Annotated in this window: 14 protein-coding genes and 1 pseudogene; 5 read left to right on the top strand and 10 right to left on the bottom strand. The window is 49.7% G+C overall.

Annotation, left to right across the window (positions count from 1 at the left end; all coding sequences use genetic code 11):
• Nucleotides 1–52 precede the first annotated feature (52 nt).
• Nucleotides 53–433 carry a hypothetical protein gene (locus H9I52_RS21560; protein ID WP_187455583.1) on the bottom strand — a complete coding sequence of 127 codons (381 nt, stop codon included), beginning with the start codon at nucleotides 431–433 and terminating at the stop codon, nucleotides 53–55.
• A gap of 92 nt (nucleotides 434–525) precedes the next feature.
• Nucleotides 526–684 carry a hypothetical protein gene (locus H9I52_RS21555; RefSeq protein WP_187455582.1) on the bottom strand — a complete coding sequence of 53 codons (159 nt, stop codon included), beginning with the start codon at nucleotides 682–684 and terminating at the stop codon, nucleotides 526–528.
• 324 nt (nucleotides 685–1008) lie between these two features.
• Between H9I52_RS21555 and H9I52_RS21550 the strand changes: the two genes are divergently transcribed.
• From H9I52_RS21550 to H9I52_RS21540, 3 genes are all read left to right on the top strand, one after another.
• Nucleotides 1009–1266: a helix-turn-helix domain-containing protein gene (locus H9I52_RS21550; RefSeq protein ID WP_187455581.1), complete on the top strand. Its 258-nt coding sequence runs from the start codon at nucleotides 1009–1011 to the stop codon at nucleotides 1264–1266.
• 608 nt (nucleotides 1267–1874) lie between these two features.
• Nucleotides 1875–2177 (top strand): transposase, encoded by a 303-nt coding sequence (locus tag H9I52_RS21545; protein ID WP_187455580.1) that lies wholly within the window; start codon nucleotides 1875–1877, stop codon nucleotides 2175–2177.
• Entirely contained in the window at nucleotides 2174–3061 is an 888-nt protein-coding gene (locus H9I52_RS21540) for an IS3 family transposase (protein ID WP_187455608.1), read from the top strand. Before H9I52_RS21545 ends, H9I52_RS21540 begins: the two co-directional genes overlap by 4 nt.
• 19 nt (nucleotides 3062–3080) lie before the next feature.
• Here H9I52_RS21540 and H9I52_RS21535 read toward each other — a convergent pair whose 3' ends face one another.
• On the bottom strand, nucleotides 3081–3938 hold the full coding sequence (locus tag H9I52_RS21535) for a DNA/RNA non-specific endonuclease (protein ID WP_187455579.1): 858 nt from the start codon (nucleotides 3936–3938) through the stop codon (nucleotides 3081–3083).
• A gap of 154 nt (nucleotides 3939–4092) precedes the next feature.
• Between H9I52_RS21535 and H9I52_RS21530 the strand changes: the two genes are divergently transcribed.
• Together H9I52_RS21530 and H9I52_RS21525 are read left to right on the top strand one after the other, a co-directional pair.
• Complete coding sequence (locus H9I52_RS21530) at nucleotides 4093–4566, top strand: LexA family protein (protein ID WP_187455578.1); 474 nt, start codon at nucleotides 4093–4095, stop codon at nucleotides 4564–4566.
• The gene (locus tag H9I52_RS21525) at nucleotides 4541–5839 is read left to right on the top strand and encodes a Y-family DNA polymerase (protein ID WP_187455577.1); all 1299 of its coding nucleotides are present in this window, start codon (nucleotides 4541–4543) and stop codon (nucleotides 5837–5839) included. The genes H9I52_RS21530 and H9I52_RS21525 overlap by 26 nt, the downstream gene beginning before the upstream one ends.
• 218 nt (nucleotides 5840–6057) lie before the next feature.
• On the opposite strand, the gene H9I52_RS21520 is transcribed toward H9I52_RS21525, so the two are convergent.
• The 7 genes and pseudogenes from H9I52_RS21520 to lpcA all read right to left on the bottom strand — a co-directional run bounded on the left by H9I52_RS21520 (nucleotide 6058) and on the right by lpcA (nucleotide 13334).
• Nucleotides 6058–8223: a DUF3987 domain-containing protein gene (locus tag H9I52_RS21520; RefSeq protein WP_187455576.1), complete on the bottom strand. Its 2166-nt coding sequence runs from the start codon at nucleotides 8221–8223 to the stop codon at nucleotides 6058–6060.
• 434 nt (nucleotides 8224–8657) lie between these two features.
• Nucleotides 8658–8924 carry a helix-turn-helix domain-containing protein gene (locus H9I52_RS21515; protein WP_187455575.1) on the bottom strand — a complete coding sequence of 89 codons (267 nt, stop codon included), beginning with the start codon at nucleotides 8922–8924 and terminating at the stop codon, nucleotides 8658–8660.
• A 356-nt stretch (nucleotides 8925–9280) separates the two neighbouring features.
• Nucleotides 9281–9922 (bottom strand): hypothetical protein, encoded by a 642-nt coding sequence (locus H9I52_RS21510; protein WP_187455574.1) that lies wholly within the window; start codon nucleotides 9920–9922, stop codon nucleotides 9281–9283.
• A gap of 94 nt (nucleotides 9923–10016) precedes the next feature.
• On the bottom strand, nucleotides 10017–10385 hold the full coding sequence (locus tag H9I52_RS21505) for a hypothetical protein (RefSeq protein ID WP_187455573.1): 369 nt from the start codon (nucleotides 10383–10385) through the stop codon (nucleotides 10017–10019).
• A gap of 209 nt (nucleotides 10386–10594) precedes the next feature.
• Nucleotides 10595–11701 (bottom strand): site-specific integrase, encoded by a 1107-nt coding sequence (locus H9I52_RS21500; RefSeq protein ID WP_187455572.1) that lies wholly within the window; start codon nucleotides 11699–11701, stop codon nucleotides 10595–10597.
• Between the two features lie 238 nt (nucleotides 11702–11939).
• Nucleotides 11940–12605, bottom strand: a pseudogene (locus tag H9I52_RS21495) (magnesium chelatase domain-containing protein); the annotation flags it as partial.
• 138 nt (nucleotides 12606–12743) lie between these two features.
• The gene (gene lpcA / locus H9I52_RS21490) at nucleotides 12744–13334 is read right to left on the bottom strand and encodes a D-sedoheptulose 7-phosphate isomerase (protein ID WP_139517702.1); all 591 of its coding nucleotides are present in this window, start codon (nucleotides 13332–13334) and stop codon (nucleotides 12744–12746) included.
• Nucleotides 13335–13343 lie beyond the last annotated feature (9 nt).

Raw genomic sequence — 13343 nt, 5'->3', positions numbered from 1 at the left:
ACTGGCAAAAACGGTTGGTAATACTTATCCCATTGGCCCTTCAATAGGGTAGTTATTCGCGGTAAAAATTTATTATGACATAGCCCATAGCAAAACCTACGCCATTGGAAGTGGGGCTTAGTGTTATACCCTTAATCTGCCGTTGATAAGCTTCTACGTCAACCTTCGGTAGATTTCCTCCTACACACAGGGTGGAATCAATAACGCCCTCAGCATTGATTCGTACTCTAAGTACGGCTCGGCCAATATGAGATCCTTCAGTTGCTATGAGGTGCGGAGTAGCACTAAACGACCAGCCGTTTGCTTCCAATCTAACCGCCCCTATTAAAGGGCTTAATTGGTTAACACTTATGCCTTTGTTGCTCTGTAGTTGTTGAGCCAGTGCAACGTTTGTTGCTAGGCTGACCAGCAATAGGCTAACTAATTGTTTCATATTGGTTTTTGCTGGTGAAAGCAGCTGCCTATGCAAAGTCAGCGGCTTACCATGAATTCCTAGCTACACTAGCAACAGGTATACAATTAGTCTTACCGGACGTAGGTGCCTTCAAACCCCATATTGGAGTCATTGACCAACGTATCTGCACCCATTGTTTTGTAGCGTAGGTTCATTCCCGGCACCCCGATAAACACATAGCCGTCTTCTACCTTGTAATCGTAGGACGCCTCTCCCCAAAAGGTATTCATGGTAGCCTTTGTGGTGGTAAATTCTATCCTTTTTGTGTAATGATAGGGCTGTAGCTTACCTATGAGCTCGTAGGTGCCTTTTACACTAGAGGTTGGTAGGGAATTGCACCCGGCAAAAGCAAGAACCAACACAACGAACGTAACCGTCTTTTTCAAAGGGATAGTCTTTAGGTGAGCCATATAAGCTAGCTAAAGGCCCGTGAACCTTAGGCGAAGAATAAATCCCGAAGATTTGGCTGCGCTTTAGCTTTTGGTTTGGGCCGTTGCAGTAAAGCTAAGCAGTTGGCAGCAAATGTATCTTATACGATACAATCAATCTTGCTCGTGGCCCTGTCCTTCGGGGCAGTGAAAAACCCGGCATTTGTGAAGGCTTTCGGCGAGCGACTTAGGGACTTGCGGCAACGCAAAGGGCTAAGCCAACAGGCCCTTGCTGATGAAGCCGATGTGAGCAGGCCGACGGTTCAGCGCATTGAAACGGGGCACATGTCAGCAACTATTGACGTATTGGCTTCCCTTTCCCGTGCCTTGGGGCTATCACTGACAGAGTTGTTGGACTTCCCAGAAGCGAAGCTGTTGCCATAAAAGCAATCCGCATTTTGCCATTCCCCGAATCTTTGGACCTTATCACCCTTTCGGACTGCGGTTTTGCACAGCAAGATGGCTTTTCAATCAGGAAGCTCTTTTACTTCCTCAACTGTGCCTTCCTACTGCTTTTGCTGACTGGATATCAGGTTCTGCTGGTTAGGTACTAGCTTAGGAGGGTATTCATCAGGAGGTTATCATCAGCACATCATTCACTCCTTCACCCCTTCACCCCCCGCCCCCCTATAGCCCTTATAGGTCGGCACTTTGTAAAGGTTTTGGCGGAAGCCAATAAAATTTGCTGTGTGCATAAGGGTGTCAAAAACAACACTCAGTGGTGTGCACAGTTAAAACTTGGGTACGTACTTGGCCTTAGGGCAGTGCGCACGGCTACGGCCTCGTTTGCTGGGTAAAACGGCATGTATGCCCATAGTTGACTTGCTTTTGGGGCTAGGGTGCGCTTTGGTGGGGGTAGTAAAAGACTACTTGCTGGCTACCCAACGCGTACCGTACCGAAAACGGTACGCGGTACGTGCGCAACCATGTGTTGCCTAAACTGAGGGGGTCTAATCAAGTGAGACAGAAAAGGGCGTTATCTTCCTTCTGTCATGACTCAGAAAACAAACACCGGCGCGCCGCGCAAACGCCGGCAGTATGATGCCGCTTTTCGCACCGAGGCCCTGCGCTTAGCCAGTGAGAGCCGGAGCACGCAAGCCGCCGCTCGCCAGTTGGGCATCAGCCCCAAGCTGCTGTACAAGTGGCAAAAAGCCGCACATCCGGTGCTTGAGGAGGGCAGTGGAGAAGGCGAAAGTGCGGCCATGCGCCAACTGCGCGCCGAGAACCGGCGCTTGCAGCAGGAGCGCGACATCTTAAAAAAAGCCTTGGCCATCTTCATGCCGCCGACCACGTGAGCTGCTACCGCTTTATCCGAGCGCAAATGCTGTACTATCCCGTGCGCCGCCTTTGCCAGGTGCTCGGCGTGGGGGTGGCCAGTTACTACCGGTGGCAGAAAAAGGCCACTTCTCACCCGCTGGTACGCGCTTGGGAACAAGCGCTGTGTCAGACGTTTATCCAGCACCAGCGACGCTATGGTACGCGCCGGTTGCGGGCCGAACTGCAGGCGCAGGGGCACATGGTGGGCCGTCACCGCATCCGGCAAGTACTGCGTCGGCGCGACCTGGTAGCCGTGCAGCCACGGGCGTTTGTGCCCTGTACCACCCGGAGTGAGCAGGGCCCACGCGTGGCGCCTAATCACGTGCTGCATCAGCCGCCACCTACGGCGGCTGACCAGATATGGGTGGGGGATATCACGTATCTGCCGTTGCAAAACGGGCGGTGGGCCTATCTGGCCGCTTTTCAGGATGTCTACTCCAAGCGCGTCGTCGGGTGGCAGGTGCTGGGCAGTATGCCCGAAGAACTGGTGGTTACGGCCTTGCGGCGGGCGCTATTAAGCCGACAGCCTGCCGCTGGCCTGCTGGTTCATTCGGACCGGGGTGGTCAGTATTGCGGTACCGGCTACCGACGTCTGCTCACCGAGCGGCAGCTAGTGCGCAGCATGAGCCGAAAAGGCAACTGCTACGACAACGCCCAAGCCGAGAGTCTCTGGTCCCGGGTAAAAACCGAAGTATTACTTGACCGCTCCAGTTTTACCTCCGTAGCCGAGGCCCAAGCCGACTTGGCCACGTATTTTGACTACTACAATCACCAGCGAAGGCACTCGGCTTTAGGCTATGAGTGCCCGCATACCTTTGAACAACAAGTACTTTCAACCAACGCCCAACTCTGTCTCACCTAACTCGACCACCTCAAACTGCCTACTGAGTAGCGCCTGTGTCTACGCGGCCTTCCACGGCTTGCTGTGCTGACTCTGAAACGGCCGATAGCAAGTCATAACCGGTTGCGGCTTCTATCGCGTCCACCGATGTACGGTAGCTGCCCCACGCCGTGTTTAAGGCGTCGTCGTTGGGCGTGTCTACGGCAATGACGCGGGTGCTGGCAGTGACACGGGTTGCGTCATTCGCGCCTTCAGGCAAGACAACAATTACCTTCCAGATGCGCTTGGGTACTGTCAAACGGCCATTATCAAGGGTAGAGGCTGCGCCGTTAGAGCCTACGCCCCCTTTCCCATACTGACCCATGATGATGTACAGTTCATTCCCCGCTTTGACCAATGTGCGGCAGTAGTCCTCCAAATTGGCCCACGTTTGCTGGTTGTTACGGGGCGCTTGAGGAATCATGTTGGTCATTAAAAAAGTAGCCGAGTTGTCGGCCACCGTAGCAGTGCGGTCGGCGGAAGGGCAATTATGCCCACGGTCAAAGCCGGAGCCCGAGTAACTGCTGCTTGTAACTCGGTACCAGCCCGTAGGCAGCGCGTTATCCGGGGCAAAATTGTCTTGCCGGGCAGCCGTGCCCAGCCAGTCATTGCTCAAATGCCACGATACCCAATTGGGGGTACCCCGGTCGCGGTGATAGGAGAGGGCATACTGAGGCTTCAGCAAAAGGTAGTTAGTAGCATTGCTTACCTCGCCGGTAGCGCCGCTAGGGTTGCCCAAGGCCAAATGCTCGCTGTTAGGCGACGGGGTAGGCTGCGGGTTCTCGTCTTCCGACGAACAAGCGGTGAACAATGCGTTCCCCAATAGGAACACGGCGAGTAGAGCAGGACGTAACTTCATAAGGCGCGGAAAAGCGACTAAAGGTACTAAAAGAGGCATATGTGGGGTGTATACACAAAGTTATCCACACCCTGTTGATAAATTTTTTAGCAATACTTATACTAATATTGTTAGCAAATCGTATTACTTGCTGACCCACTCTTAGTTGCGCGCCATGTGTGAAGTTGTTTTTTTGGCTTTTGACCGCACTCCTTTATGGGTGCCCTTCATTGACTTTCGTATTCCCGCTGGGTTTCCTTCCCCGGCCCAAGACTACGAGGAAACCCTAGTGGATCTGAATGCCTTGCTGTTGCAGCACCCGGCCTCCACGTATTTGGCCCGCGTGTACGGGGATAGCATGGACGGGGCCTGCGGCATCCGCGATGGGTGCCTGATTACTATTGATACCAGCATGAAGCCTAAGCCGGGGCAGGTAGTAGTGGCAATGCTGGAAGGGGAATACACAGTCAAGCGCCTCGTACAGCGCGGTCCTACATGGTGGTTAGAACCCGACAACCCCAAGTACGAAGCCACAGAGATCATTGATAGGGAAAACTTCTTTGTCCGAGGTGTCGTCACGCACGTGTTAACAGAACTCGTGCAGGGCAACCTCACCAGCAGCCATGTTCGCGCTCGTAGATTGCAATAATTTTTACGTTAGCTGCGAGCGGGCCTTCCAGCCCCACTTGCAGGGTGTGCCGGTGGTAGTACTGAGCAACAACGACGGGAACGTGATCTCCCGTTCGGCCGAAGCCAAGGCGCTGGGCATCCCTATGGGTGAACCGTATTTCAAAGTAAAGCCTTTGATGCAGCAGCACGGCGTACGTGTGTTTTCCAGTAATTACGCCTTGTATGGAGATCTTTCGCGGCGCGTCATGCATTACTTGGGAGAAGCCGCCCCCGAGCTAGAAATTTACTCTATTGACGAAGCTTTCTTGGGCTTGCATGGCATGAGCCGCTGGCAAGGCGACTTAGTCCGTTACGCGGCCCGCATACGGGCGGAGGTGTTACGGCGTACGCGCATTCCCACCTGTGTAGGCGTGGCCCCGACTAAAACGCTGGCTAAACTTGCTAACCGTGTAGCCAAGAAAACGCCGGACTTAGAAGGTGTCTGCTACCTGGACTGTGATGAAAAGCGTCAGTGGGCTTTGGAGCAAATAAGCGTGGATGACGTCTGGGGAATCGGACACCAATACGCTACCAAACTACACGCTCAAGGGCTGCCCACCGCTGCGCACCTCTCGCGGGTGTCGGAAGCCTGGGCACGCAAGCACTTAGGAGGTGTCGTTGGGGCGCGGTTAGTGCGTGAACTGCAAGGGTATCCTTGTCATCAGTTGGCACCTAGTGAAGACGGTACCTTAGCCCGCCAATCCATCTGCTGCTCTCGTACCTTCGGCATCCCCCTCAGCGCTTACCAAGACGTGTTAGGCGCAGTAGGTGCATTTACCTCGCGAACGGCCGAAAAGCTACGTAGGCAGGGTTCGGCGGCGCATGTGCTCACCGTATTTCTGAGCAAAGACCGCTTCGGGCTGGAGCCTCCACCGTATTCAGCTTCCACAGTGCTCACCTTGCCAATGGCCACCAACGACACCAGCGAGCTGCTGCGCTATGCTCGTGCTGGATTAAAGCGCATCTGGCAGCCTGACACCGTGTACAAAAAGGCAGGTGTAGTGCTGGATGGCTTGGAGCGGGCTGGTCAGCCTCAACTTGCTTTGTTCAGTGGGCAAGTGCACAACGAGAAGCGGACTGCCTTGATGGCTGAATTAGATCAACTGAACAAACGCTTTGGCATGGATACGGTGCGGTTTGCAACGGCCTTATTACCAACAGGTCAGCACGTGGCGCCATGGGTGGGCAAGGCTACTTGGCGTAGCCACGCCTATACGACACGCTGGGATGAGCTATGGTCTCTACGGATTTGAAGGTGGTAAAAAGTGACACTTAGGCACGATAGCAGATCAAGAGTTGAGTACTTACTTGGGTTAAGTACCTCACGCACCGCTGTGGACCCCTTTACTGTGTAAAAAGCACTACCTAATAAATGCATGCTACATCATATTAATCCTAATCATGCTTTGTTTACAATCAAGTAATAGATGCTGGGTCTACCTGAACAGCGTACCGTTTTCGGTACGGTACGCTAGTTGTTCTGGGTCCACCTGACTATAGTCTGCCTAGGAATGCCGAGCTTTTTAGATATTGTCGTGCTACCCAAGCCCTGTTCTTTTAGATCAATAGCTTGAGCCCTTAATGCCACTCTTTGTTCCTGTTGCAGAAGCTTAGTATTTGAGTTGCCTTGCACAGGCATACTTTCAAACAACACGTAGGCATGCTCTCGTAGCAAGCTGGAAATAGATAAGGCTGTGGCAAAATCCTGCTCATTGCAGCGAATTGTTTCTGGCAGTTCTGACTTTTTCGTTAAACCGCGTATCAAGGTTAATAGCATTGCTAGGCGGAATGTCATCAGCCCCCAGCGTTTAACAACACTTGCTACGTCATCTCCTAATTCGGCAATGGCGGAGGCTAAAGCTATTTCTCCTTCAGTATTGAGGGTTTGCCATTGATCCTCGCTTAGGCTGATAATGGTTTTCTTATTGGCCTTAGCTGCAAATAAGCTAACCTGTGCTGCTAGCTTATCAAAGTACGCGCTTAAATCGCCTAGGCCGTTCTTGGGACCAACATCACGCCAACGAGGTGGTGCGTTAAATGTGTAGTATAAGAATCGGCTAAACAAGCCATCTTCCGCACTTAGAATTAAGCTCGTCACCTGACCAGGTGTACCCGTGAGAACAATACTGAGCTTAGGGTTCGCTAAATCATAATACTCTCCAGTTTTGCGCTGATAGGTATAAGGCTCGTGGTGGAAGGCTTTGCGGAGTAAATCCGAAAAATTACCCCAATCTTGTTTTAGCGTAGCACTTAACGTATCCGCCTCAGTTTCGCAAACAATGCCGCGTCCTTCATTGTCGGCTAATGCTTTAATTAACCCTGCAGCACTATTATTAGCAGGTAGGTAAAGCTGATGCAGCAGGCAAGGTGTCTCCTCTTCTGTACCCTTATCGGCCTGTATTCTCTCCTTAACTAAAGCTGTGTGTAGGGGGTATGCCAGCTGGTAAGCCCATTTCATGGCACTCTTGCCACTGGCAGCTGGTGCAACAATAAAGCTATAGAGATTAGTGCCCACCCAAGATCCGTCATAGAGTCCAATGACTGTCGGAAAGCATCCAGACAAGATTCCTAGCGTTGAGGTAAGCATCACATCCCGTTCTCTGCCTTCTGCAAAAGGTTGGCAGCATGATTGGAGAAACTTTGGCAAAGCGCCATAAACTTGATTGGGAATAATAGGGGTTTCAGTAAGTAAGTGCTGAGCTGAAGGCAGGATACCGGCTTTCTTACACAAACCAAAAAACGAACCTATGTCAGTGCGTCCGTCATAATCTTTTAAAAGTCCAGAAAACTTTTTTTCGCATTCCCGCCGGTTATACTTGGGGCTAACTCTGCTCACCCGATGAAAATACTCTCTTCCTATTTCTCCTAGAGAGGCGAAGGCGAAGCCAATTTGTACCCAGCTTGCATAACGGTCAGGGAAACCGCCAGCTAATTCAACAGCTTTTACCCAGGCTTCAGTGTCAGCTAGAGCCTTCTTTCCAGAATGAGGCCGAGAGGATGTACCCGCAACGTTTGCATTTTGCTCGTCCAAGTGCTTGTGATCGGTTGGGAAAGCAGGGGTGAGTTCCTCGTTTTGATTTAGGTAAACGTCTGGATCGTGAGGTATGAAGCACGCACGAGCGATGTCGCAGGCTTGCGTGTCTAAGTATTTAATCCACTTTGGATGATAAGCTGTTAGATGCTGTACAAGTATTTTGAAATTAAGTTCATGCTCTAAGGTCGTGTCAGTTACCACGAATACTTTTAGCCCATCACCGCTTGGGCTTTTAAACAGCAAAGCTATACTAGGGCCGAGTATAGGATCAGCCAACATGACTTTACGCAGTGCGCGTAGGTTAGGCACATGGTCAAAGTCTAGCACTATGATACCAGAGCGGCTTACCAAGTATTGCGCAGCACGCTTAGTAAATATTCCGCCAGGAGTAATGTAGTCTAGCGAATGCTTGACCTTGTTACGTGCTGGGCTGTGAATAGGGAGGGCTCTTAATTCTTCTGTCTTCCTTATTCCGCGTTTCTTTATGATGTAGTACAGAAAATGCGGTGCAATAGGTTGGTGTAGAGGATAAATATTCTGAATTCCGCCTGTGAAGTAGCTGAAATACATTTGGTAGGACATGACAAGGTTAGGCGGCTTCATAGAAGCCACAAGTTGTTAGTTGTGAAGAGATGAGTAAAAACCGACTGAAGGCCTGATCGGGAGGCTTCCAATTAAAAGATCAACTTGCTGGTTTGAGCAAAGCGTGTTGAGCCGTCAACATGGGGCTGTGTGTCTACATGCGTGGCGACGAAGCTTACGCCAGGCGTGTTTCTCCAACGGTTCATTGGCAGAGAATACACCACTTCAGATTGAAAATAACCTAGCTAGTATTTAAGCTAGTGGTACGTTGTAGTATGCCGCACGCTTCATGATGGTGAACAGTCCACCTGGTTTCAATTAAGTTGTATTTAAGGCTGAAGTAGTAAGCAACGCTGCAAAGTGTGAAAGTTTTTGAGCCAGTGGCGAAAGCGCCGCTGCTGGGAGTCAGCACATGTGTGAACCCCCAGTCAAGTGGCCGCACATCAGTAGAAAACCTACTCGTTGGCTTCGCGGCGCTTTTGGTCTAGTTCATCATTGATTCTGTCATGTGAGCGCTTAATATGCTTTGCCATGAAGGCATCCAAGTCTGATTGCCTATAAAGCACCTTTTTGCCAGGCCGGTAGCTGGTTATCTTGCGTTCAGCAGTATATTGACGAAGTGTAGATGCTGGTAGGTCACCCAGGTATTCTCTCGTTTGTTCAAAATTGAGATACGGATCTGGGAAGCCCTGTACTTTGGTGTTTATGGAAGAATTTGTCATGATCGTTTATTGACAGAAGAAGCTATTTCATTCAGATTTAAAAATACAGAGGTACTCTGCTCACAGCGGGCGGGAAAAGCCACGGATGCAATGCAAGAAAAGTAGAGCTACATGGTGTATGCCTTGAGTGAAGCATTTTGATTGAAACTAAAAGGGCACAAGAGGGCCTACCACCATCAGTTGGAGGCAGACCCGTGGGGGGGACTATATTAGCACCCCCTGATTTCTTAGGTTTTTTCATTGACACGTTCGCTCTGGAGAAGGTTAGCCAGTAGCGTTGTGACAAAGGTGTACTAAGAACAATGCGGCTCCTTGCGTCACGCATTGATGCGCATCAATGCGCACTCACTAGGTGATTAAATCAATTCTTTTATAGTTTCCAAGGTCTTATTATAAAATGATTCTGCCTCACTACCATTCGTCCCTAATCCGTGCTGCATAGTCCTGTCTTTGATCTTTGCTCCAAAGGCTTCCCTTAATGCTTTTGCCGCCGCTGCGGCATTAATTTTAAAATATCCTTTTTTTCGTAGGGCATAAATTACACCAGCCCAAGCACCTGGAGTGGCACTTAAACTGGCTTGTCCCGCTTCATTGAGTAAGCCTAAGCTTGTTAATAGTTCAATGAATTTAGATGGTGTAAGGGGCGAGAATAGTAGGTGTTCATATGGCGCCACTGTGGGCAAGGACTCTATCTCTGTTGCTCTCACTGCCTGGCTTGCAGGCACCATTTTGTAGGAGTACCACTTCGCCTCATTATAAATTATTCCTTGAAGTTCACCTTCAAGCTTTACAGTTAATAGTAGATCTGGGAGTATATCAAGAAAGCTTTCTAACTGCTGGTTGCCAGCTGTGTACTTTGTTTCTAAAACCTCCCGAAGCTTAAAAACGGCTTCGTCCAATGAAAGCCGACTTAGTTCCAACAGAAGTTGAAAAGCTTCTACCTGCAAGCGTTGATCTTCAGGAGAAGGAACGGCTATACCGCTGAGGTTTTCGGGCATAAGGCTAATTGTATAAGTCAATACCAATATAAATGAAAAGACAACCCTCAAGGGAGGATCGTCTTAGTTTTAATCAAGAGGTTTAAGATAAGTTCTAATGAATAAGATTATTAGAAAGCTGGCTTAACTGATTTTCGTAAATCTCAAGTATATCTCTACTAGAAGGGGTGAAAATATATTTCGTAGTGGTATCCACGTAGCCCTGTCTTAGTAATTCTCTTATGATATTAGTTGCTTGGTTTTTTAACGTAACAAGTGAAAGTTGATCTAAATCATGGCCTGCTTGCGCAATGATTATAACTTGTTTTCTAGCCTGGGTAGTCATGATTAATTCGCTCCATAATAGGCTTCGGATAGCAGATACAGCTATCCCGGACAGGTGGCTAAGCAGCACAATGTCCAGCAGCCAAGAAGGTAGGTTGTTACCGATCAGAACCATCTCATTTAATTGGTCAAGTTTCAAACTTTGAAAAGGGCTTGTCATGTGTCTGGTCTCTTTTAGATGTGAAGGATTTGTCGTTATGTTAGGCATCCCTGTATTATTAGCATTAATAAGTCATATTCCGATGTATTTTACTAGCTGCGGTAAATTCCGAAGTATTGGCTTGTACATACAAAAAAACCACGTTAACGATGGTATTAATGTGGTGTAATGGATAGTTGCAGCGCTTATCAGCGTTGCCGGCGGCGGTAGCTGTTTAACTTAGTTATTGCCTCTTCGCGTGCGCGGTTCACCACCTTAGCATACCGGAGCGTCATTTCTAAACTCTTGTGGCCCATAAGTTTACTAGTGGTATTAATGTCCACACCTGAACTTTGTAGCATAGTACCAAAGGTGTGCCGGGACGAGTGGTATGTAAAGTGAAAGCCGGTGAGCTTACGCCAACGCTCAATATACCGCTTGGTTGTGGTGCGGCTTTTTAAGTTAAAAACGCGCTCTTGAGCCAGCCCAATCTGACTTCTTCCTAGCGCTTGCCGATTCAAAATTTCCTCTGCTTCCTCGCTCAATGGAACACGTACCATTTCTTGAGTTTTGACTTGCATCTTGCTAATGCTTACTAAGGAATTGCCGTGGGTGTCAGTAGTGTATTCAATATCATTCCAAGTAAGGGTCTCCACGTCTGAAAGACGCAAGCCCGTGTAGCAACTGAAAAAGAAAGCATCCGTGAACCATCCTGGTAATTCACTGCTCATAGCCTCTAGGACAGCTAATTTCTCATCGGGCAGGTATTTGGGTGGTAATTCCTTTCCGCGCACCTTTTTGATGTTGTTACTGGGGTTGATGGCAATAATTTTGTCTCGTAAGGCGTGGTTTAGGCAAGTCGTGATGACCCCTATGTACGAGCAGACAGTTACGTCTTTAATGTGCTCCTGTAGGTAATCTTGAAAGCGGCTAAGCCATTCCTCATTAATGTTACCGAAGGCTAAGCGCCCATTGCTGAAGGCAATTAGGTGCTTGCGCACGCTTTGCCAGTTATGGTTGCGTTTGGTAGCCAGCTTATCAAAGTACTCTATAAAGGAGGCTTTTTTGTCTACTTTGAGCGGCAAATCATGCTCGTCCGTAATGAGTTGTTGTTCTTTCTTATTGCGCAAGTACTCAGCATTGATGTAGACCTCCTCGTAAGTGCGACGTTTCAATTGGTCTCTGCTTTTTTTGTCAGCAGGTGTTATGTACAAGTTGAGGGTTTCAATCCTTCGCTCGCCATGCAAGTAATAGTCAAGGCGTAGAGAGACCTTGCCGTCTTTCAGTTTTTTCTCACGGATATAAACGCGTGCCATAGGTCTTTGAATTGTTTTTAGGTTGATGTACGTGTACAATAACCTTGTTCAATTCAGGCAAAAGCCGGGTTACCGTACGGTTACTATTTAGCCGTATCCAACCGTAACTAACTGGCAAATAAAGACCGAAATATTGGGTGAAAATAAATGCAAAAACCGCATTAGCGACTATGCTAGTGCGGTTTATAAGTATGGGTAGTGCTGGTTGTATACGGGTGTAAAAACGGCCTTTTTAATGCGGACTAATCATAATTACATTGTGCCCGCCGGCCGCCGCAATTTCTAGCGCCCGTTTGATGTTTTCTTGGCCCTGCACATCGGCAAAATCGGCAGCGTATTGGTTGACAGCGTGTTGGAATATGTCGCGCGTATCAACCTTGAGCGGTGCGATTTCTAGGCGACCTTCGAAGAAGTCGATGGCTTCCTGCATCGTGTCCACTGGAATTACATCCAAATTATTGACGATGGCTGCTTCCTGCGCGTTCTGGCGCGGCAACACAAAGCCTTTGAAGCCTTCCTTGCGCGCTTGAATGGCAATGGGCAGCACCCCGCGAATAGGCCGCAACTGGCCATCGAGTGCTAGCTCACCCATGATGATGTATTCGCCAAGTGTCTCGGTAGTAAGCTGTTGCGAAGCATGCAAAATGCCCAATGCAATGGGCAAATCATATGATGAGCCTTCTTTGCGAATATCGGCCGGAGCCATATTCACCACCACTTTAGTGCGGGGCATGCGGTAGCCCTTAAACTTGAGCGCTGCCTCGATGCGCTGCTGGCTTTCCTTAATAGCGTTGTCGGCTAATCCGACAACATAAAAGTTAGTGCCCTGAGATACAACAACTTCTATTGTAATGGTATTGGCATTGACACCCTGCACGGCCGAGCCGTAGGTTTTGGTAAGCATTGGGATAAATAAAAAGCGGGAAACAGGAGTATTGAAACAGCGGCGCTTCAAACCGTTTCAAATTTAGCATAAAACCAGCGGCGGAAGCATTAGGCAATAGGTGCCGAATGCTTCCGCCGCTGGTTTTTATTTCATGGGTTATTGCTCGGTCGCCACTAGCTGCTCAATCAACAGTATCAGGATGTGAATCACTTTGATGTGAATTTCCTGAATGCGATCGGCGAATCCGAAATGGGGAGCGCGAATCTCGAGGTCGCTGATGCCGGCTAAGCTGCCGCCATCTTTGCCGGTCAGGCTAACCACCTGCATACCAAGTGCTTGGGCGGCCTCGGCTGCCCGCATGATATTAGGCGAATTGCCGCTGGTACTGATGGCCAACAGCACATCGCCGGGGCGTCCAAGGGCCTGCACAAAACGGCTGAATACGAACTCATAGCCGTAATCATTGGCTACGCAGCTCATGTGCGAAGCATCCGTAAGCGCAATGGCCGCTAGTGCGGGCCGATCATGTCGGTAGCGGCCGCTCAGTTCTTCGGCGAAATGCTGCGCGTCGCAGAGCGAGCCGCCGTTGCCGCAGGTCAGGATTTTGCCGCCGCCCCGTAGCGAATCGGCCATGAGGCGGGCGGTTTGTTCGATGACAGAAAGCGTGGCCGGATCAGCCAAAAACCGGTCGAGCACGGTGCGGGCCTCCGTCAGTTCGGCCCGGATAAGATCAGATAGCGAGTCAATCACCCAACA

Origin of the sequence: Hymenobacter sp. BT491 (assembly GCF_014349165.1) — a bacterium.
In the GTDB taxonomy this organism is placed as follows: domain Bacteria; phylum Bacteroidota; class Bacteroidia; order Cytophagales; family Hymenobacteraceae; genus Hymenobacter; species Hymenobacter jejuensis.
The sequence above is the reverse complement of the archived record's forward strand: the minus strand, read 5'-3'. Positions and strand labels throughout refer to the sequence as shown.